Annotated in this window: 14 protein-coding genes; 9 read left to right on the top strand and 5 right to left on the bottom strand. The window is 55.9% G+C overall.

Going from position 1 to position 18288, the window contains the following annotated elements:
• The first annotated feature begins 461 nt into the window (after nt 1–461).
• From FHW58_RS26435 to FHW58_RS26410, 6 genes are all read left to right on the top strand, one after another.
• Nucleotides 462–899: a hypothetical protein gene (locus FHW58_RS26435; protein WP_179676171.1), complete on the top strand. Its 438-nt coding sequence runs from the start codon at nt 462–464 to the stop codon at nt 897–899.
• A 122-nt stretch (nt 900–1021) separates the two neighbouring features.
• A complete protein-coding gene (locus FHW58_RS26430) occupies nt 1022–3811 on the top strand; it encodes a type VI secretion system Vgr family protein (RefSeq protein WP_373996738.1) in 2790 nt (929 codons plus the stop codon).
• A gap of 6 nt (nt 3812–3817) precedes the next feature.
• A complete protein-coding gene (locus tag FHW58_RS26425) occupies nt 3818–6067 on the top strand; it encodes a DUF3274 domain-containing protein (protein ID WP_179676170.1) in 2250 nt (749 codons plus the stop codon).
• A 17-nt stretch (nt 6068–6084) separates the two neighbouring features.
• On the top strand, nt 6085–7704 hold the full coding sequence (locus FHW58_RS26420; protein ID WP_179676169.1) for a DUF2875 family protein: 1620 nt from the start codon (nt 6085–6087) through the stop codon (nt 7702–7704).
• 10 nt (nt 7705–7714) lie between these two features.
• Nucleotides 7715–7984 (top strand): PAAR domain-containing protein, encoded by a 270-nt coding sequence (locus FHW58_RS26415; RefSeq protein ID WP_179676168.1) that lies wholly within the window; start codon nt 7715–7717, stop codon nt 7982–7984.
• Between the two features lie 89 nt (nt 7985–8073).
• Complete coding sequence (locus tag FHW58_RS26410; protein WP_179676167.1) at nt 8074–8994, top strand: Eco29kI family restriction endonuclease; 921 nt, start codon at nt 8074–8076, stop codon at nt 8992–8994.
• Here FHW58_RS26410 and FHW58_RS26405 read toward each other — a convergent pair.
• Nucleotides 8984–10201 carry a DNA cytosine methyltransferase gene (locus FHW58_RS26405; protein ID WP_229265505.1) on the bottom strand — a complete coding sequence of 406 codons (1218 nt, stop codon included), beginning with the start codon at nt 10199–10201 and terminating at the stop codon, nt 8984–8986. The two genes, FHW58_RS26410 and FHW58_RS26405, sit on opposite strands and share 11 nt — an antisense overlap.
• A gap of 255 nt (nt 10202–10456) precedes the next feature.
• Here FHW58_RS26405 and FHW58_RS26400 point away from each other — a divergent pair, with 255 nt between their 5' ends.
• Entirely contained in the window at nt 10457–10903 is a 447-nt protein-coding gene (locus FHW58_RS26400; RefSeq protein WP_308937286.1) for a very short patch repair endonuclease, read from the top strand.
• A gap of 58 nt (nt 10904–10961) precedes the next feature.
• Here FHW58_RS26400 and FHW58_RS26395 read toward each other — a convergent pair whose 3' ends face one another.
• Nucleotides 10962–11453, bottom strand: coding sequence for a hypothetical protein (locus FHW58_RS26395; RefSeq protein ID WP_179676165.1), 492 nt, complete (start codon nt 11451–11453; stop codon nt 10962–10964).
• Here FHW58_RS26395 and FHW58_RS26390 point away from each other — a divergent pair.
• The gene (locus FHW58_RS26390) at nt 11409–12461 is read left to right on the top strand and encodes a DNA cytosine methyltransferase (protein WP_179676204.1); all 1053 of its coding nucleotides are present in this window, start codon (nt 11409–11411) and stop codon (nt 12459–12461) included. The two genes, FHW58_RS26395 and FHW58_RS26390, sit on opposite strands and share 45 nt — an antisense overlap.
• Before the next feature lie 57 nt (nt 12462–12518).
• On the opposite strand, the gene gyrB is transcribed toward FHW58_RS26390, so the two are convergent.
• The 3 genes from gyrB to dnaA all read right to left on the bottom strand — a co-directional run bounded on the left by gyrB (nt 12519) and on the right by dnaA (nt 17755).
• On the bottom strand, nt 12519–15011 hold the full coding sequence (gene gyrB, locus FHW58_RS26385) for a DNA topoisomerase (ATP-hydrolyzing) subunit B (RefSeq protein WP_179676164.1): 2493 nt from the start codon (nt 15009–15011) through the stop codon (nt 12519–12521).
• A 117-nt stretch (nt 15012–15128) separates the two neighbouring features.
• Nucleotides 15129–16235: a DNA polymerase III subunit beta gene (gene dnaN, locus FHW58_RS26380; RefSeq protein ID WP_179676163.1), complete on the bottom strand. Its 1107-nt coding sequence runs from the start codon at nt 16233–16235 to the stop codon at nt 15129–15131.
• A gap of 113 nt (nt 16236–16348) precedes the next feature.
• On the bottom strand, nt 16349–17755 hold the full coding sequence (dnaA, locus tag FHW58_RS26375; RefSeq protein ID WP_179676162.1) for a chromosomal replication initiator protein DnaA: 1407 nt from the start codon (nt 17753–17755) through the stop codon (nt 16349–16351).
• Between the two features lie 389 nt (nt 17756–18144).
• Between dnaA and rpmH the strand changes: the two genes are divergently transcribed.
• Entirely contained in the window at nt 18145–18279 is a 135-nt protein-coding gene (gene rpmH, locus FHW58_RS26370; protein WP_040378179.1) for a 50S ribosomal protein L34, read from the top strand.
• The last annotated feature ends 9 nt before the right edge of the window (nt 18280–18288 follow it).

The following is an 18288-nucleotide window of genomic DNA, read 5'->3' as shown; positions in this document are numbered from 1 at the left end:
ATGGGTATTGCGCGGTGTGTGCGATGAGCGTCCAAGCTGCAAAATTTGAGCGAAGCATTAACACGCATGAACTACATGGCGAAAGAGTTACAGTCTTCCGGAGCGAACGTCTATTGTGTGGAAGGCGATAAAGCAAAACATATCGATGCACTGATGCGTCAATAGGCAAAAAAATCCAGATACATGGCGTTGCCAGCATCTTTTGGATTATTTGCCCTGGCGCCGGCGGTCGAGCGGGCAATGTAGCTGGCTGCGGAAACGCAAGGCTTCTTCCTGGGGGATGGTAGTGCTTTCAACGCCTTTGGCCGTTTATGTGCTGGGCGAGACGGCGGTCGGATTCAAGCTATGGATTGTGGAGGTTCACGGACTTGAGCAGGCAAAGCGTGCAAAGCCCATATCCGTCCGCTCAAATTCAAGAAAGAAGAGGCAAGTCCAAAGCCGATGATGCCTGAGGGAGGGATATGAAAAGTACTTATGCTATCTGCGCGGTAATTGCAAGTTTGATAGTCTCCATCGCATGGCTATGCTTATGCGAGCAGGGATACATCCCAATAACGGAGAAACATGCATTCCGCCTGAATGAACCTCTTCTGATTGAGGGGAACAAACAAAACAGTTACTCACTTCTGCCTGAAGGTACGGTACTGTATTACGACAAAAGTTGGGATGAGGGGCACAGCACCTATCACGTCTATTTCCATCTCAAAGGTGAGTTCAAGTCGACAAAAGTGGACAATCCCGGAATCGATCCGATTTGGTTACGGACCATCCCGAACGATGAGTTGCCTAAGTTAGTCGCCGACTACCCTGTGAGCAGAGACCAGTTGGCCGCTCTGCTGAAAGCGCAACGCGTCAACAAGCAAGACCTTGCGCAGATCCTTCGTGACTGGAAGGATTAGCACTGGCAGCGTCGATAGTTGTGCAAGCTCAAGAAAAAGAAAATTCACGGTGACACCATATGAAGCTTGCGCGGCTTGACTACAAGCCGCTTTATCTGGCGCCTTGTAAGGAGCGAGCGACTGTGGAAAGCGACAGCGACTTTTTCGGCTTCATGGCCCTGGCCAAGGAACTGATCACCGACAACCGGCCATTGCGCCTGCGTCTCGACCTGCCCGGTGGCGTCAACGACGACATGCTGCTGCCGCAGCGCGTATTCGGTTCCGAAAGCATCTGCGGCGGCATCGAGTACCGCGTGCTCTGCGTCTCCGCCAACGCCCACCTGCCGCTGAAGAAAATGATCGCCGTGCCAGCCGCGCTGGAGTTCGTCACCGACCGTGGTGACCTGCGCACCGTCTGCGGCATTGTCACCGAAGCCAGCTCCGGCGACAGCGACGGCGGCCTGGCGAGCTACCAGTTGGTGTTGCGCGACGCCTTGGCCATCCTGGAAAAGCGCACCAACACCCGCGTGTTCCGCAACATGGACGAAGTTGACATCGTCCAGCGCATCCTCAACGAATGGCGGCAGAAAAGCTCAGTGCTCGGCACCTGCTTCAAACACGAGAAGGACGACGCCTTCGACCTGCGCACCTATCCCAAACGCGAATTCACCATGCAGCACAACGAGTCGGACGCCGCCTTCATCCGCCGCCTGCTGAAGCGACGCGGCATCGGCTGGTACATCCGGGCGGGGGAGATGAGCCACACGCTGGTGCTGTTCAACAGCGCCGACAGCCTGCGCCAGAACGCGGCCGGGACCATCCGCTACCACCGCGACGCCGCCACCGAGGAACGCGACACCATCACGTCGTGGAGCGCGGTGCGCAGCCTGCAGCCCGGCACCGTCACCCGACACAGCTGGGACTACATGAACCCCCAAGGACGCGACTTCATGCTGGTCTCCACCGGCGGCAGCGCCGACCAGGGCATCAACGGCAACGAACTGGCCGCCACGCTGGATGACTACCAAATCCTGCCGCCACATGCCGGCGACGACAACGAAGACCTGTTCGTCCTCGGCCAACTGCGCATGAAACGGCACGACTACGAATCCAAATGCTTCCACGGCGAAGGCAGCGCGCGCGACCTGTGCGCCGGCGAATACTTCACGCTGGCCGAACATCCGGAAGTGGACGAGCACCCGGACGAGGAGCGCGACTTCGTCGTCACCGACTTGCAGGTAACGGCGCAGAACAACCTGCCGAAAGCGCTGGCCGCGCGTGTGGAGCGCTTGTTCGCCCGCAGTCGCTGGATGCACGGTGCCGCCGACCTGCAACTACAGCGGGAGGTGACAGACAAGGTGGCTGAAGGACCGCTGCGCATGCACGTCCAGTTCACCGCCGTGCGTCGCGGCGTGGCCATCGTCCCCGCCTTTGATCCGCGTACGGACGTGCCGCAGGCACAAATGCAAAGCGCCATCGTCGTCGGCCCGCAAGGTGAGGAGGTCCACTGCGACCAACTCGGCCGAGTGAAAATCCGCTTCCCCGGCACGCGCCCGCAGGATCACGAAGAAGCCGCAGGCTCTGGCGCATCGGAAACCGAAACCGACTCCGCCTGGGTGCGCGTCGCTTCCAATTGGGCCGGTAACGGACCAGACGCTTTCCTGCAGTGCGGCACGGTCGGTTTGCCGCGTATCGGCACCGAAGTCCTGGTGACCTTCTTAGGAGGCGACCCTGACAAGCCAGTAATCATCGCTCAACTTTATAACCAAGATGCTGCTCCGGCTGCGCTAAGTAGCGCTGGCAAATTACCGGGCAACCGCTACCTCTCAGGTATCAAGAGCCGTGAAATCAATGGCGGCCGCGCGAATCAGTTACGGCTGGATGACACTGAAGGCGAAATCAGCGCGCAGTTAGCGAGTGATCATGGCAACACTGAACTTAATCTGGGCTTCCTCACTCAGCCTAAAACCGACGGCTATGGGGAGCCTCGTGGTGAGGGCGCCGAACTGAGTAGCGATGAGCAGATAGCATTGCGGGCGGCAAAAGGTATGCTGCTCTCCGCTTGGCGCCGCACAAAAGGGGAAGATAAGCAGATGGCGCGTAGCGAGTTTGTTGCGCTGATGGCAGATTGCACTGAGCTGATTAAATCACTTGGCGAGGCTGCTGCTAACCACCAAGCAAAAGCGGTCGACATGAGTGAGCAGGAGACGCTGCTCGCTGGATTTAGTGCGTGGGAAACGGGAAGTAATACGCAGTCCAGAGGTGGAAATGGTGGGAAGCCGCTCATTGGACTCAGCGCACCAGACGGAATTAGCTTTGCTACGGCAAAAGCCTTGGTGAGTTATGCCGGTACTAGTCTCAATACGGTAGCTATGCACAACTTGCAAATGACGGCAGGCCAACAAGCGACGCTAAACGCTGGGCGAGGTATATCGCTTTTTTCGCATAGCGATGGAATCGATCTAATCGCACGTCAAGGCAAGCTGCTTATGCAGAGCCAGCGTGACGAAATCGAGCTTAATGCTGCCAAGGATGTGAAGCTCACGGCGAGTGAGGGAAAGATTTTTGGTATGGCCCAAGAGATTGTGCTGATAGCTGACGATGGGTCTTTTATTAAGATCGGCGGTGGTATCACCCTCGGCACAAATGGAGTGATTACACATCATGGAGCCAGCTTTCCCTTCAAGGGTGGCTCGACGATGTCAGCCGCCTTACCCCAATTCGAAAGCGAAAAGGGTGATTTGAAATTTCAGGCGCGGTACTACGCGGATATGGACGGTGGCATACCAGCACCCGATTTAGTTGTTGTTACCAAGGTCAGTGATGGCAGTACCCAAGAGCAACGCAGCGACTCCGAAGGAAAAACACAGCTAATTGAACGAAACGACATGCATACCGTTGCTGCGCAGGCTATTAAGGATCCGAAGGAGTGAGGAAGCATGAGCGAGCAGAAGAGTGTCTATCCCAGGAAGCCATATCCGGTTGGATCTGCGAGCGGTGTGACGATGACCAATCGTAGAAGGGATAAAATTTTGCCTGTACGGCACAACACTCCTGGGAACATCATTTTGGTTCACGGTGTGAACGACACGGGCAGTTCGTACGCTGTGGTGGAACGTGGTCTCTGTGAAGGCCTGACGACGCGACTAAGCGGCGCGCTTAGCCCTGCCAGTTATAGACTGCCAACTGATGAAGATAGAAAGCGACTGTTTGACGATCCTGATGCAGTCTTTTTTAAGCGAACGATCACGGAAGAAACTTTAAGTCCCGTTATCCCGTTTTATTGGGGCTTTCGTGAGGAAACCGCTCGGGTTCAATTAAACGCCGAGCTCTGTCGTGGCCAGGTCTTAGACCGCAATGGCAACAGGTTAGATGGTGACTTCAGCAAAGGTGGCGGGCCTTTCGCGAATGCCACTAGTTCAATACCAGATATGTGGAACAAAGGGAAATGGGGTGTAGCCCGAATACTCGACAGAGCTCAAGGGGACGCAACACATCCTGTCCTCAATAATCCTGGCAGAATGTACATGATACTGGCAGCCCAGCGTTTGGCTGCTTTAATCTGCATGATCCGCGACTATGACAATGATGAGACAGTCTCCGTCGTTGCCCACAGTCAGGGATGTTTGATTAGCCTTCTCGCACAGGCCTTTCTCCTTGATCCGACGATCAAAGCCAATCAGCCCAACGCCCGCCCAGCAGACACTCTAATTTTGACGCACCCTCCATACAGTTTGATTGATGACATAGCTACCTCAGTAAAAGTAATTGATCGCTATAGCGACGAAGACGCCGAGATGGCTGGCCGTTACGGGATGATAAATGGGATACAGACGGTCAATGCCAGGTTGAGGACACTTGCCAACATTGTGCGCGGCATATGGGACCGAAAGCATCTTACTCCGCCGTTGCCGGAACTATCGGATGCCAAAAAACATTACGGGGCGGTTGGCAAACTGTGGAACGCGCAAGTGGATCGAGATAACCGTGGCAAGGTCTACCTGTACTTCTGTCCCGAGGACATGACGGTGGCGCTAGAGAATGTACGAGGCATCGGCTGGCAGGGGGTGCCAACATATCAGCGGGTTGCCGCAAGCAATAAGCGTCCTGAAACACTATACAAGCCACTTTCCGAGTTAGGGGATGGTTTTCGTCAAAGGGTATTTACTGCAAAAAAGCGGCCTGATCCAAAATTCGGCGCCCCTGTCATGGTAGGTCCGAAGGAAAGCCCTTTCTATTTCGTTCTTCGTCAACCGGGCGAAAAGGATTATGCGCACACTGAAGTGAGCGATACTCGGATTAGCACGACCTTTGTACGAGGGAGGCTTGATGCTCCGAGGGTACCGAAAATAGGTGAGGATGAAGAGGCAGCTCGCTTCGAAGGGATTCGCAGCATAACTGGAGAAGCGCTGAAAGTGCCAGTTGAAGCCAGCATGTATGAGGGCTCGCTATCGGATGCCAAAGGTCGACCAGGTGCAAGCGAACGCGTCGATCCCATTGATGCTTCCATTGCGGTCACCAGTAATTACGGACTCATAAACGTTTGGGAATGCATCGAATACCAGGTCGATCCATTAATAACCCGGGACAAGGGAACGATGGCAAGCCCCTTCATTAATGTGTATAGCGGCGTCGTTGTGCTTGTGGATGCGATTAGGCTACAGGTTCAATCTTTTATGAACAAAGACAAGGGACCGGAGGCGCGCTGTGCAGTGTTGGAAGTGTATGCCTGCTCTGCTCCGCTTTATACCTTTAGCCCTACCTCACCGCAAAGAATTCTCATAAAGCGTACCGAAACATGGGATGAAGCACGGTTACGCTGGCAACAGCAAGTCGTTCCCCGTTCGTTTCACGGTGCCATTTTCGGAGGACAGGCGAATCATCGAAACGTAACTGCCTATGACGTTGCCATCGGCTGTGGTAAAGCGTCTAGCGACCGTGCTTTTTACGAATATCTATGCCAAGTAGCTGACTGGCGTCTCCAGGACGATAGTGTCAAGGAGCGCAAAGGCATCGCAAGGTGGAGTAAGTTTTTGGAAAACCACGGGCTCTATTTCGATTGCGAAAAAGATTGGAGAAAGAAGCTAATTGAAGGGAATTGCAATTACTACTCGACAGGTGTTCTACCTGGTTTACCTATTCTTCCTGAAGGGCTGCCAGCAAGCGTCCTTTGCGAACTGAAAAGTTAATTGGAAAAGAGGTCTTTATGTGGACTAAATTCTTGGTGGCTGCAGCAATTATCGCTGGAATGATGGTACTGCTGGTCGCTTCGTATGCCTATGCACTGAAGCCTACGAAGGCAACTAAAATAGCCGAGCCGGCTCTTTCAAAGGCTATCTTGCCCCAAGATGATATTCATAGCAAAGAGTACGTGCTAGAGGTTATTGGATTAGGGGTAACCTTGGACAAATATCGCCAAGGAGCACTATGGGAAGCACTCGCGCATGGGAAACCGTACTTATCCATAAGAGACCCAAACCCCAAGCATTATCCCTGGACTGCTGACGACAAGATGGGTCAATCCGACGGTCGCGAGGGCGACAGTCTTGAGAACGCCATACTCGACTTACCTCGCTATTGGGGGATCCCGGCGTTTAATGCGGAGCCGCGGTTTGTGGGCGAGGATTCTGAGGATAGGCCAGATCGACCGCAAAATGGAATCGTCAGCGCTGCGGGAGGTATGCATATTCTCGTCCTGGCTCACAGAGAATTGTCCGAGCAACCCGATCGCATTATCGAGAAAATATTCACGTTCTTTGATCAGAATCCGAGCGTCCCATTTGTTGTCTTGGGATCTGCGGATAGTACCTACACCAGAACGAATACCGTGTTACCCAGGCCGCGTATAACTGCGGGCTATTATATCCCCGAGATGCCCGATGCATCCGCAGTTTTAGTGATTGCGAGGCGGGAGCGCGTAGATGCTATCCGCCCCTTTGTGTTCAAAGATCTGGAGGAGCCACAACCCGATGTGGAGGTCCTAAATCGTGACGGAATCGCCAGACGCGTTTGGCTTAACTATTTGACGCTGCAGCAGAGGGTGCCAACGCCACCAGAAAGAAATTCGTACTCATATCACATGGGACGCCAGCCTACCGGAGAAGAATGGCTGGCCGACCTTGAGATCTTCGCAAAACAGTTCGACGCGTCGCAGCCAAGCACCGTTGGCGCCAAGTTCACGGACATGATGGCTAACAAACCGAGACTCTCCCGTCATTGGAAACCTAAGCCCTGGCTACCAGTTCCCTGGAACACCGAGCAACTGAAGCAATTCGACAGATTGCCGACACTCGGCTTTCTTCATCGGCCTGTATTCGTCAAGATGACAGATGACAATGGGGCCCTCCTCAAACATGCGGCCGACCGCGAGGCCGCGCTGCTGGAAGGATGGCACTTGGCCTTGCAGACTCTCCCCGAAGCAGAGCAGGCCATCGGACCTGCTCGCGTCATTGTGGCAACCGGGAAGAAGGCATCGCAACTGATCGAATTTCATGGCTTGCTGAGAAAAGTAGCTGACGAGGCGGGGCCGAAATTCGATCCCGACCAACCCACCAAATTCATCAACGTTGATCACCGTCTAGGCAATACCGGCGCCGCAACTTTCTTCATGCAGACCGCAATAGGTATTTTGGGAAGCTATCGCGAAGGTGGTGTGAGCGCTGCGTTCAACCTACGCGATCCAGGCCAGGCCAGCATCATCTTCGTCAGCCCTCCGCCGGAGGAAAAGCGTAAGACGCAGCAGCACCCGATTGGAGGAGACGTATTTCAAAATGCCACGGTACCTGTAGTTGATCCTAAGAACTATGAGGAACCGGTGTATCGATAAGGAGCCGGTTATGCGAAAAATGATCCTCGTGGGCGATCTCACCACGCACGGTGGCAAGGTTATCGGCAGCGGCGCCCCCCACTTTACGGTAGATGGAAAAGCTGTCGCGTGCATTGGGGATAAGTGCACATGTCCCGTCGTAGGCCACGGTGGTGTTTGCACGATTGTCGAAGGCGATAGCAAGCATACGATTGACGGTCGTCCAGTTGCCTACGAAGGGCACAAGACCAGCTGCGGCGCCACCCTGTTGGCTACGAATGGCCGGCTATATCAATCATGAACTTCGGAGAAAGCCGGTAACGAAGATAACTTCATATAGTAAAATCGCAACGGTTCCCATAAGGCGACTAGGAGCATAAAAGGAATTCGATGGCGAAAAGTAAGAAGACTGAATCTCAATTGGCCTCGTTACTGTCGGAGTTGCGCACTCTCACAGAACGGATCTCCGTCGCGGAAGCGGGTGATGATGCCCGCGCCATCAACAAAGCTCGAGTCGGGCTCGAACAGGTGACTTCCCAACTGCGGAACGTGACCACCAAGCTCGATCCAATCCTGCGTCCCGAATCCATCTTCGATCCCAGCGATCCGAACACATCGGGCCGCGTCGTGGCGCTGACATTGGTGGCTCAAACCAAGCACCCCTTGGCGAAAATTCCGCAGTTCTACGGCGCTGGCGTGTACGCCATCTATTACAAAGGTGACTTCGCGCCCTACGCACAGCTGAAGGGCCGCGACCATCCAATCTACGTAGGCAAGGCCGACCCAGACAACCAGTCGGCCAAGGAGGCGGTCAGTCAAGGAACCAAGCTTTCCGCCCGCCTGAATGAACACGCACGCAGCATTAGAAAAGCAGTGACCACCCTTGATATCAATGACTTTGAATGTCGCTTCTTGATCGTTCAGACGGGCTTTCAGAAATCAGCCGAAGACTACCTGATCAACTTCTTCAAGCCGATCTGGAATTCGGAAACCAAAATCTGTTTTGGCTTGGGCAAGCACGGTGATAGCTCCGAAACGCGCGTCAACAAGCGCTCACCATGGGACACGATGCATCCGGGCAGGGAGTGGGCTGATGCGACGGCGGAAAATCAGAAATCTCCGGAGACGATCGTCGAGCAAATCGGCGCTCATCTGACAATGTACCGGCCATACACCGACATTCACGAAATCTTCGAACGCTTCACCGAAGACATGCACCAGCTTGACTCGGATCGTTTCTATACGCCGGCACACGGCGTTGTTGAGTTAGAGGTGGCGGACGCAGCCCCAGCCTCCAAGACTACGCCCTGAGCTGGTCACACACACTCTTTGCGATTACGGAGGCCAAGTGAACGGGAACGGCATTGCCGAGCTGGCGCATGACCTCTCCCCAAGTGCCTTCAAACAAGAAGGTATCTGGGAAGGTTTGAATGCGAGCTGACTCTCGCACGGTGAAATAGCGAACCGATCCATCCACACGTCGCAGCATATTTTCACCGCCCGGCACGCCATGGTCGCCAGCCTTCAACGCCTTCGCCGGCTCGTCCAGCGGACTGCCGGTGTGGCCGGGATAGGTGCGCGCACCAGGCTGAAAACGATGCGCCTGCACCTTGCCTGGGAAGCGCTCCGGGTCGGGGAGATCACAAATAGCATCTCGAACGGTGCGCCAGGCGAGCAGGTTACTTCCGTAATCCGTATCGATCAGCGCGCTGATTTTCTTTTCCACGCCAGCCGGCCTTGCAGGACGCTGTCGAGTCGCCACCTTATGCCGGTCCCAATACTCGCTGGAGCCCCACTGCGAAAGCAGCAGCGCATCGCTGCTATGCGTTTCCGCAGGAGCTTGCCATATCTTGTCCTCATCCGCACGGAAGCCAACAAAAAAAACGCGCATGCGCTTCTGAGGAACGCCGTAGTTCGCCGCATTCACCAGTTTGAATGTGACACGATACTCGCTGTTGCTACTCGGTTTCTGCTTCCATTTCCGCAGGCGAGCCAGATGATCACCCCATTGCTCCTTCGGCTTCGCGATCAGCGAAGGAAATTCGAGTTGTAGCAGGATGTAGTCGAAATAATCGGCGAAAGCCGCGCGCGTCAAGCCTTGCACATTCTCGAAGACGAACGCTCGCGGACGCGCTTCGCGCACAGCGCGTATCGCTTGAGGGAACATATCCCGCTCGTCCAGAAAGCCGGCATGTTTGCCGCCCGTAGAGAAAGGCTGGCAAGGTGGGCCGCCCGTGATCAGGTCGACTCCTTCGAAGGCGCCGTACTTGAAATTCTTGACGTCCCCTTCTATCACATCCGGCCAGTGGCTTATTGGATCGACCTTGTGCAGCTTGTTGTGACGAATGGTGTTGCACGCATGAGTGTTCCACTCGACTACCGCACGATGCTGCACGTGATTTTCTGAGAATCCTAAAGCCAGACCTCCCGCGCCGGCGAAAAGTTCGATCGACTCCAACGTGCGGCGCGCCAACACGAGGTTTTCTTCAAGGGCGGAGGTGAGGGGTTGCTTATACATGATGTGTTTAACGATCGGACTGAGTCTGTGGCTCCAACCAGACGTCAACACCTGCCAGGGCAATGTTGTTCTATCAGAATATGCCGGTTAGGACTGCGTAAGTATAAAGCAACGCACCGCCCCAACCAATGAGGCTGAGATTTTGTTATTGATTTTACTGTGTTTTTATACAGCTTTCAATGAAAAACTGTTTGATCATTGTCAAAATGCTCTTGAATAAATTGTGGCAGATCCAAACTCGAGTTTACAAAGGGAATGGGAGGCGAGATGGTCGATTCCATAGACCAAGCCACGCGCAGCATGGTTATGTCACGTGTTCGGAACAAGGACACGCGCCCAGAGATGGTGGTGCGGAAGCTTGTCTTCGCCGCAGGCTATCGTTACCGTCTGCATGTCAAGTCACTGCCAGGTTCTCCCGACTTGGTATTCAGCGGACGCAAGAAAGTGATTTTTGTGCATGGTTGTTTTTGGCATCTACATGATAACTGCGGTTTAGCCCGCATGCCAAAATCGCGAATCGAGTATTGGAGTGAGAAGCTCAACGGTAACAAATGCAGAGATCAACGTTCGTTTGAAGCTCTAACTAGAGCGGGATGGAAGGTACTTGTCATTTGGGAGTGCGAGCTTAGGAACTCGGGGGACTTGGCACAAAAAATCCGATCATTCTTGGGACCTCCGGTGCACTCGCGTGGCGACCTTTAGCAAATTGCCCAAGAGGGGAGCTGAATAGCTGAGCTGTTCAGCTCAGCTATTACCGTTTTTATTTTGAGTTTAGATTTGCAAAGACACACGGCTTGGCGTTAGTCGGAGTCGATAGCATGGGCCACCAAAACGGTGTATCGCCTGACCATCCTTTACCTTTGGAGCCTTTCTGTCCGAGGACGATTAGGGTAGGTGCTGATCGAGGCTGCTTCCTGAATATCTCGCGTAAAGTTACGCCTAGCAAAGATGGACCTGATTTGTCTTCAGAGCTAGCTTTACCTAAATCACGATTAGTCTCTACAACTAACAATACCTCGTCAATATTGTTTTCTTTGCAGTAATAGGTGAGCAGCCCTGAAAAAGCTTTCCAATCAAAGTTGGAGTCATCATCTATATCAATAGTACGTTTTATTTTCTCTATTATATCTAAGGCTAGATTTAAGCTAATCTTAGAGAAATTTCCAGTGTCTGGAGAGTAATCATCTAAAGTTTTCTTGATGTTTTCATAAGCTTCTTTGGAAGCTTTTCCTTTCTTCGTATCAAATTCCAACGGGTTTTAAGGTATTTAGACGTCGCTGAAGCTATTCGTCCGAAGATTCTTTTAATAGAAAATGTTCCCCAAATGCTTAACCATGGTTTTGACGGCCGATTGGGAAAGCTGTCAGAAACAGTTATTGACATGTTGGAAAAAGACTTGGGATATAACGTTAAAGTGGCGATTGTCAACTGTGCCGATTATGGTGTGCCCCAATTAAGAGAGCGAGCAGTATTTATCGCGACTTCAGTTGGCACAGCTTCTCTTCCTATGCCCACTCATGCTGATCCATTGGATGTTAACGCCCTTGGCACCGGTAGGATGCCTTGGGTTACGGTTGAGGAGGCGATACGTGACTTACCTACGCCGCCGCTTTTGAATGATAGTTTAGGTGGAACTGATCTAAAAAATTATAACGAGATGGATCAGACTGATTTTATGCGGGTGATGCGTACGTCAAACACCTTTCCTTATAATCATATCACCCGCTCGTATAGGGAGTCGGTGCTAAACATAATTAGAGAAATGCGGCCAGGCTTAACATGGGTGGCAGAAAGTGCTCGCATGCGCGAGGCATACGCAACAACAATCGAACTATTTGCTCGTGAGCTTAAAATAAGCGGTGCTATTGCCAAAAAAAGGTTGGAGCAAAGCGGAGCTATCAACCCTGTATTTTATAAAAACTATTACTGGAGTGCCTATTCCAGACTTGCTTGGGATAAGCCTGCTTTGACCATAACGGCAAACGCAAACTTTTTAGGTTCGGGACAATTTACTCACCCCACTCAAGACCGCGGAATAACTATGAGAGAAGCTGCGCAATTACAGTCATTTGATGATGATTTTAGATTCATCACTTCAGATAATGATAAATGCGACACCAAGAGAATAGGTATCGGGATGGATATGATTGGGGAAGCAGTTCCTCCACTATTAGCTGGGGCTCTGGCAAATCATTTAGCAGATCAGCTAGACCAAAGGGGCAGGCCGGTCATTTCAAAAGCAACCGCCCAAGCAATTTGACTAGCACGTTGCCTGCCGCATTATTTAGATGCGGCAGGCAAGTAATGCTAACTTCGATTAAACGTCGATATTCCCCGCACGCAGCGCATTCGTCTCAATGAAAGCCCGGCGCGGCTCCACATCATCCCCCATCAGCGTCGTAAAGATCTGGTCGGCCGCAATCGCGTCCTCGATCTGCACCTTCAGCAGGCGGCGGACCGTCGGGTCCATGGTGGTTTCCCACAGTTGGTCCGGGTTCATCTCGCCCAGACCTTTGTAGCGCTGCTTGGAGACCACGCGCTCGGCTTCGTCGCGCAGCCATTGCATGGCCTGGTGGAAGTCGGTCACGGCCGATTCCTTCACGCGCTCGCCTTCGCCGCGGCGGATGATGGCGCCTTCGCCGATCAGGCCGGTGAAGGTGGAGGCGGCGTCGGTCAGTACGCGGTAGTCGGTGCTTTGCACGAAGTCGGCGTCGATCGAGCTGACCTTGACGTTACCGTGGTGCATGCGCTCGATCCACAGCAGGTGCTTCTCGCTCAGTTCGTCCGAGCGCACCGTGACCTTGACGCTGATGTCGTTGATGTTGGCGGCCAGCGCGCGCGCCGAGGCTTCGGCCGCTTCCTGCGTGCTCAGGTCGAGCTGCACGCCGGTCATGATGGCGGTCAGCGCGGCGCGGTCGATCACGCGCGTCAGGCGCGTCATGATGGCGTTGGCCAGGTTGTACTTGCTTACCAGCGCGGACAGCGCCTCGCCCTGGATCACGTCGGCGCCGTCGCGTGGCGTCAGCACGGCGCTGTTGAGCGCCACGTTCATCATGTAGCCGGCTTCCTCGGCGTCGTCCTTCAGGTAGCGCTCGTCGCGGCCGGCCTTGACCTTGTACAGCGGCGGCTGGGCGATGTAGACGTGGCCGCGCTCCACCAGTTCCGGCATCTGGCGGTAGAACAGCGTCAGCAGCAGGGTGCGGATGTGGGCGCCGTCGACGTCGGCGTCGGTCATGATGATGATGCGGTGGTAGCGCAGCTTTTCCACGTTGAATTCGTCCGGGCCGATCGAGGTGCCCAGCGTGGCGATCAGCGTGGTGATCTGTTCGGACGACAGCATTTTTTCAAAGCGCGCCTTTTCCACGTTCAGCACCTTGCCGCGCAGCGGCAGGATGGCCTGGAACTTGCGGTCGCGGCCTTGCTTGGCCGAGCCGCCTGCGGAGTCACCCTCGACGATGTACAGTTCGCACAGCGCCGGGTCGCGTTCCTGGCAGTCGGCCAGCTTGGACGACAGGCCCAGGCCGTCCATCACGCCCTTGCGGCGGGTCAGGTCGCGCGCCTTGCGGGCCGCTTCGCGCGCGCGCGCGGCTTCGACGATCTTGCCGCAGATGATCTTGGCGTCGTTCGGTTTTTCCTGCAGGAAGTCGGTGAGCGTCTTGGCGACGATTTCCTCGACCGGGCCGCGCACTTCGGACGACACCAGCTTGTCCTTGGTCTGCGACGAGAACTTCGGCTCCGGCACCTTGACCGACAGCACGCAGGTCAGGCCTTCGCGCATGTCGTCGCCGGAGACTTCGACCTTGGCTTTCTTGGCGAAGTCGTTCTCTTCGATGTATTTGTTGATGACGCGGGTCATCGCCGCGCGCAGGCCGGTCAGGTGGGTGCCGCCGTCGCGCTGCGGGATGTTGTTGGTAAAGCACAGCACGGTTTCGTTGTAGGCGTCGTTCCACTGCATCGACACGTCCACCGAGATGGCGGTGCCCTGGTCCGACTGGCGCTCGCCGGTGGCCTGGAACACGGTCGGGTGCAGCACGGTCTTGGCCTTGTTGATGTACTCGACGAAGCCGCGGGTGCCGCCTTCGAACGCGAACAGTTCTTCCTTGCCGGTGCGCTGGTCGGACAGCTTGATGTTGACGCCGTTATTCAGGAACGACAGTTCGCGGATGCGCTTGGCCAGGATCTCGTAGTGGAATTCGACGTGGGTGAAGATTTCTTCGTCGGCCCAGAAGTGCACGTCGGTGCCGCGCTTGTCGGTTTCGCCGATGACCTTGATCGGCGAGACGGCCACGCCGTCGCGCATTTCGATTTCGCGGTTCTGCGGCACGCCGCGCACGAAGTCCATCTGGTGCACCTTGCCGTCGCGGCGGATGGTCACGCGCAGCAGCTTGGACAGGGCGTTGACGCACGATACGCCGACGCCGTGCAGGCCGCCCGACACCTTGTACGAGTTCTGGTCGAACTTGCCGCCGGCGTGCAGCTCGGTCAGCACGATCTCGGCCGCCGAGCGCTTCGGCTCGTGCTTGTCGTCCATCTTCAGGCCGACCGGGATGCCGCGGCCGTTGTCGGTGATGGAGATCGAGTTGTCGGAGTGGATGGTGACGTGGATCTCGGAGCAGTAGCCGGCCAGCGCTTCGTCAATCGAGTTGTCCAGCACTTCAAACACCAGGTGGTGCAGGCCGGTGCCGTCCGAGGTGTCGCCGATGTACATGCCGGGACGTTTGCGGACTGCCTCCAGACCTTCCAGGATCTGGATCGAGGAGGCGCCGTATTCTTCGTTCTTTGGGACTGGTGCTGCGTTCTCTTCGGACATGTGCTGCTTTCTCAATCAATGTAACTGTATTACTGGGGACGTCATTCCGGCGCACGCCGGAATCCATGCTGAGCATGCGTTCTATGGGCTCCGGCGTACGCCGGAGCGACGGTGGCGTCAAATGCGCATCGGCATGACGACGTACTTGAAGTCGGCGTTGTCCGGGATCGAGATCAGCGCCGACGAGTTGGAATCGCCGAGCGCGACGTTGACCTGGTCGCATTTCAGGTTGTTCAGCACGTCCAGCAGGTAGGTGACGTTGAAGCCGATGTCGACGCTGTCGCCGCCGTAGTCGATTTCCAGTTCTTCCACCGCTTCTTCCTGGTCGGCGTTGGTGGAGCTGATCTTCATGCTGCCCGGCGTGATGATGCAGCGCACGCCCTTGAATTTATCGCTGGTCATGATGGCCGCGCGCTGCAGCGAGCGCAGCAGTTCATCGCGGCCGATGGTGAATTCGTTCTTGTAGCCCTTGGGGATCACGCGCGTGTAGTCGGGGAACTTGCCTTCCACCAGCTTGGAGATCAGCTCGATGTCGGCAAAGGTCAGCTTGACCTGGTTGGCGGCGATGTCCAGTTGCACCGGCTCGTCGTTTTCTTCCAGCAGGCGCTGCAGTTCGATGATGGTCTTGCGCGGGATGATGACTTCCTGGCGCGCGAACGACTGCTCGGTCTCGACCTGGCAGAAGGCCAGGCGGTGGCCGTCGGTGGCCACGGCGATGACGTTGTTGCCGTCCAGGACCAGCAGCAGGCCGTTCAGGTAGTAGCGGATGTCCTGCTGGGCCATCGAGAAGTGCACCATGTTGAACAGGTGCTTCAGGGTTTTCTGCGGCAGCGTGACCGAGGCGCTGAAGCTGTCAGCCTGCTGCACGGTCGGGAATTCCTCGGCGGCCAGGGTCTGCAGCGCGAAGCGCGATTTGCCGGACTGCACCGCCAGGCGCTTGTTTTGCAGCGTGATCGAGACGTCGCCCGATTCCGGCAGCGCGCGCAGGATGTCCAGCAGCTTGCGCGCGGCCACCGTGGTGCCGGTCACTTCCGGGCCGGCGCCGATCTCGGCGATCGTGGTGATCTGCACTTCGGTGTCGGTCGACAGGAAGGATACGCTCTCGCCCTCTTTGCGGATGAGGATATTGGCCAGAATCGGCATGGTGTGCCGACGCTCGACAATACCGCTCACGATCTGCAGTGGCCGGAGTAGCGTATCACGGGTGGTTTTGACCAATTGCATAGATTATCCTCAGTAAAAATTTAACGATGTTTTAATACTTTTTGCCTTGTGAGCGGACGGACAGGTTTGACTAAATGATAAAGCCAAACCCGCCCCGCCGCTAGCGGCGGGGGTTAGCCCTTCAAGGTTTGTTCCAATACGTGCAGCTCGTGGTTGCATTCCGGGTTCTTGGTGCGGTCGAGGGCGATCTTGCGCACCGCGTGCAGCACCGTGGTGTGGTCGCGGCCGCCGAACAGCTCGCCGATTTCCGGCAGCGACTTCTGGGTCAGCTCCTTGGCCAGGTACATGGCGATCTGGCGCGGGCGGGCGATGTTGGCTGGCCGCCGCTTCGAGTACATGTCCGCCACCTTGATGTTGAAGAAGTCGGCCACCGTCTTCTGGATGTTTTCCACCGAAATCTGGCGGTTCTGCACCGACAGCAAATCCTTCAGCGCTTCCTTGACGATGTCGATCGTGATGTCCTTGCCGTGGAAGCGCGAGTACGCCAGGATCTTGCGCAGCGCGCCTTCCAGCTCGCGCACGTTGGAGCGCAGGTGCTTGGCCACGAAGAAGGCGACGTCGTCGGAGAAGGTCACGCCCTCCTGCTTGGCCTTCTTGAGCAGAATCGCCACCCGCATTTCCAGCTCGGGCGGCTCGATGGCCACCGTCAGGCCGGAGTCGAAGCGCGAGATCAGGCGGTCGTCCATGCCGGTGATTTCCTTCGGATAGGTATCCGAGGTGATGATGATCTGCTTCTTGGCGGCGATCAGCGCTTCAAACGCGTAGAAGAATTCCTCCTGCGTGCGGCTCTTGCCGCCGAAGAATTGGATATCGTCGATCAGCAGCATGTCCAGCGAGTGGTAGTAATGCTTGAAGTCGTCGAAGCCCTTGCGCTGGTAGGCGGTCACCACGTCGCGCACGTACTGCTCGGCGTGGATGTAGCGGATGCGCGCGCCCGGCTGGTCGGCCATCACCTGGTTGCCGATGGCGTGGATCAGGTGGGTCTTGCCGAGGCCGACGCCGCCGTAGAAGAACAGCGGGTTGTACGACACGCCCGGGTTGTTGGCCACCTGGATGGCGGCGGCGCGCGCCAGCTGGTTGGCTTTACCGGTGACGAAGCTGTCGAAGGTCAGGTCGGTGTTGATGCGGCTCTGCTCGCGGCGCGGCTGCGCCGAGGCCGGCATCTCCGGCACCGACGGCGTCGGGTCGGCCGAGGCCATGCGGGCGTTGTTGCTGGGCGCGCCGCCGTTCGGGTCCGGCACCGGCGTGGTGGTCGCGGCCGGCTTCTTCGGCGCGCTCAGGCGCGGGTCCAGCACGAACTGCACCTCGGTCGGCTGCTCCCAGTACTGGCAGGCCAGCGCCGTGATGCGGCTGGCGAACTGGGTCTTGACCCAGTCCAGCTTGAAGCGGTTGGGTGCGGCCACGCGCAGCTTGCCCGCCTCGTAATCGAGCGGCACGAGCGGCTTAATCCAGGCGCTGAATTGTTGCGGCGTCAGCTCCAGCTCCAGCTGGGCGGAGCAGGTCTGCCAGAAATTTTCCATGAATCGACTATCTGTGTTCTTACTGTATAAGGGTGTGGGCAACTTGGGAGTTTTTCACACGTAACGCGCTATTCTACTCTCGCTCGCCTAAGTTATCCACAGGCGCGACAGGATTTTTTCGCGCCCGGCGCGGCGCCGGGGCGGCGGGCGCGACCAGTCTGTTGTTGACAAGCAGGGCCGAAATGCTGATAATTCAGGGTTCCCCGCCCGTATTCCTTGTTTCTTCACATGGATACCGATATGGAGTAGCGAGGATTTAGCGGGCGATGAGATGGACCCAGCTTGTGCCGGATAGCGTTGGCATAGGTGCGCGAAGTGTCATTGGCACCAAAAACTGACGGGCCGTCTGACCCGATTTTGCATTTTTTTCTGCTTTAAGCGAGACCAACATGAAACGTACTTACCAACCTTCCGTTGTACGCCGTAAGCGTACCCACGGCTTCCGCGCACGTATGGCTACCCGTGGTGGCCGCCAGGTGCTGAACGCACGCCGCGCCAAAGGCCGCAAGCGTCTGGCTGTATAAGCTAGTCAC

Source organism: Duganella sp. 1224 (assembly GCF_013408245.1).
GTDB lineage: Bacteria > Pseudomonadota > Gammaproteobacteria > Burkholderiales > Burkholderiaceae_D > Rugamonas.
The sequence above is the reverse complement of the archived record's forward strand: the minus strand, read 5'-3'. Positions and strand labels throughout refer to the sequence as shown.

Bases quoted from the DNA above. Each gene is read 5' to 3' on its own strand.
- rpmH (WP_040378179.1), top strand. From the start codon at position 18,145: ATGAAACGTACTTACCAACCTTCCGTTGTACGCCGTAAGCGTACCCAC.
- FHW58_RS26435 (WP_179676171.1), top strand. From the start codon at position 462: ATGAAAAGTACTTATGCTATCTGCGCGGTAATTGCAAGTTTGATAGTC.
- dnaA (WP_179676162.1), bottom strand. From the start codon at position 17,755: ATGGAAAATTTCTGGCAGACCTGCTCCGCCCAGCTGGAGCTGGAGCTG.
- FHW58_RS26425 (WP_179676170.1), top strand. From the start codon at position 3,818: ATGAGCGAGCAGAAGAGTGTCTATCCCAGGAAGCCATATCCGGTTGGA.
- gyrB (WP_179676164.1), bottom strand. From the start codon at position 15,011: ATGTCCGAAGAGAACGCAGCACCAGTCCCAAAGAACGAAGAATACGGC.
- dnaN (WP_179676163.1), bottom strand. From the start codon at position 16,235: ATGCAATTGGTCAAAACCACCCGTGATACGCTACTCCGGCCACTGCAG.
- FHW58_RS26420 (WP_179676169.1), top strand. From the start codon at position 6,085: ATGTGGACTAAATTCTTGGTGGCTGCAGCAATTATCGCTGGAATGATG.
- FHW58_RS26405 (WP_229265505.1), bottom strand. From the start codon at position 10,201: ATGTATAAGCAACCCCTCACCTCCGCCCTTGAAGAAAACCTCGTGTTG.
- FHW58_RS26410 (WP_179676167.1), top strand. From the start codon at position 8,074: ATGGCGAAAAGTAAGAAGACTGAATCTCAATTGGCCTCGTTACTGTCG.
- FHW58_RS26415 (WP_179676168.1), top strand. From the start codon at position 7,715: ATGCGAAAAATGATCCTCGTGGGCGATCTCACCACGCACGGTGGCAAG.
- FHW58_RS26400 (WP_308937286.1), top strand. From the start codon at position 10,457: ATGGGAGGCGAGATGGTCGATTCCATAGACCAAGCCACGCGCAGCATG.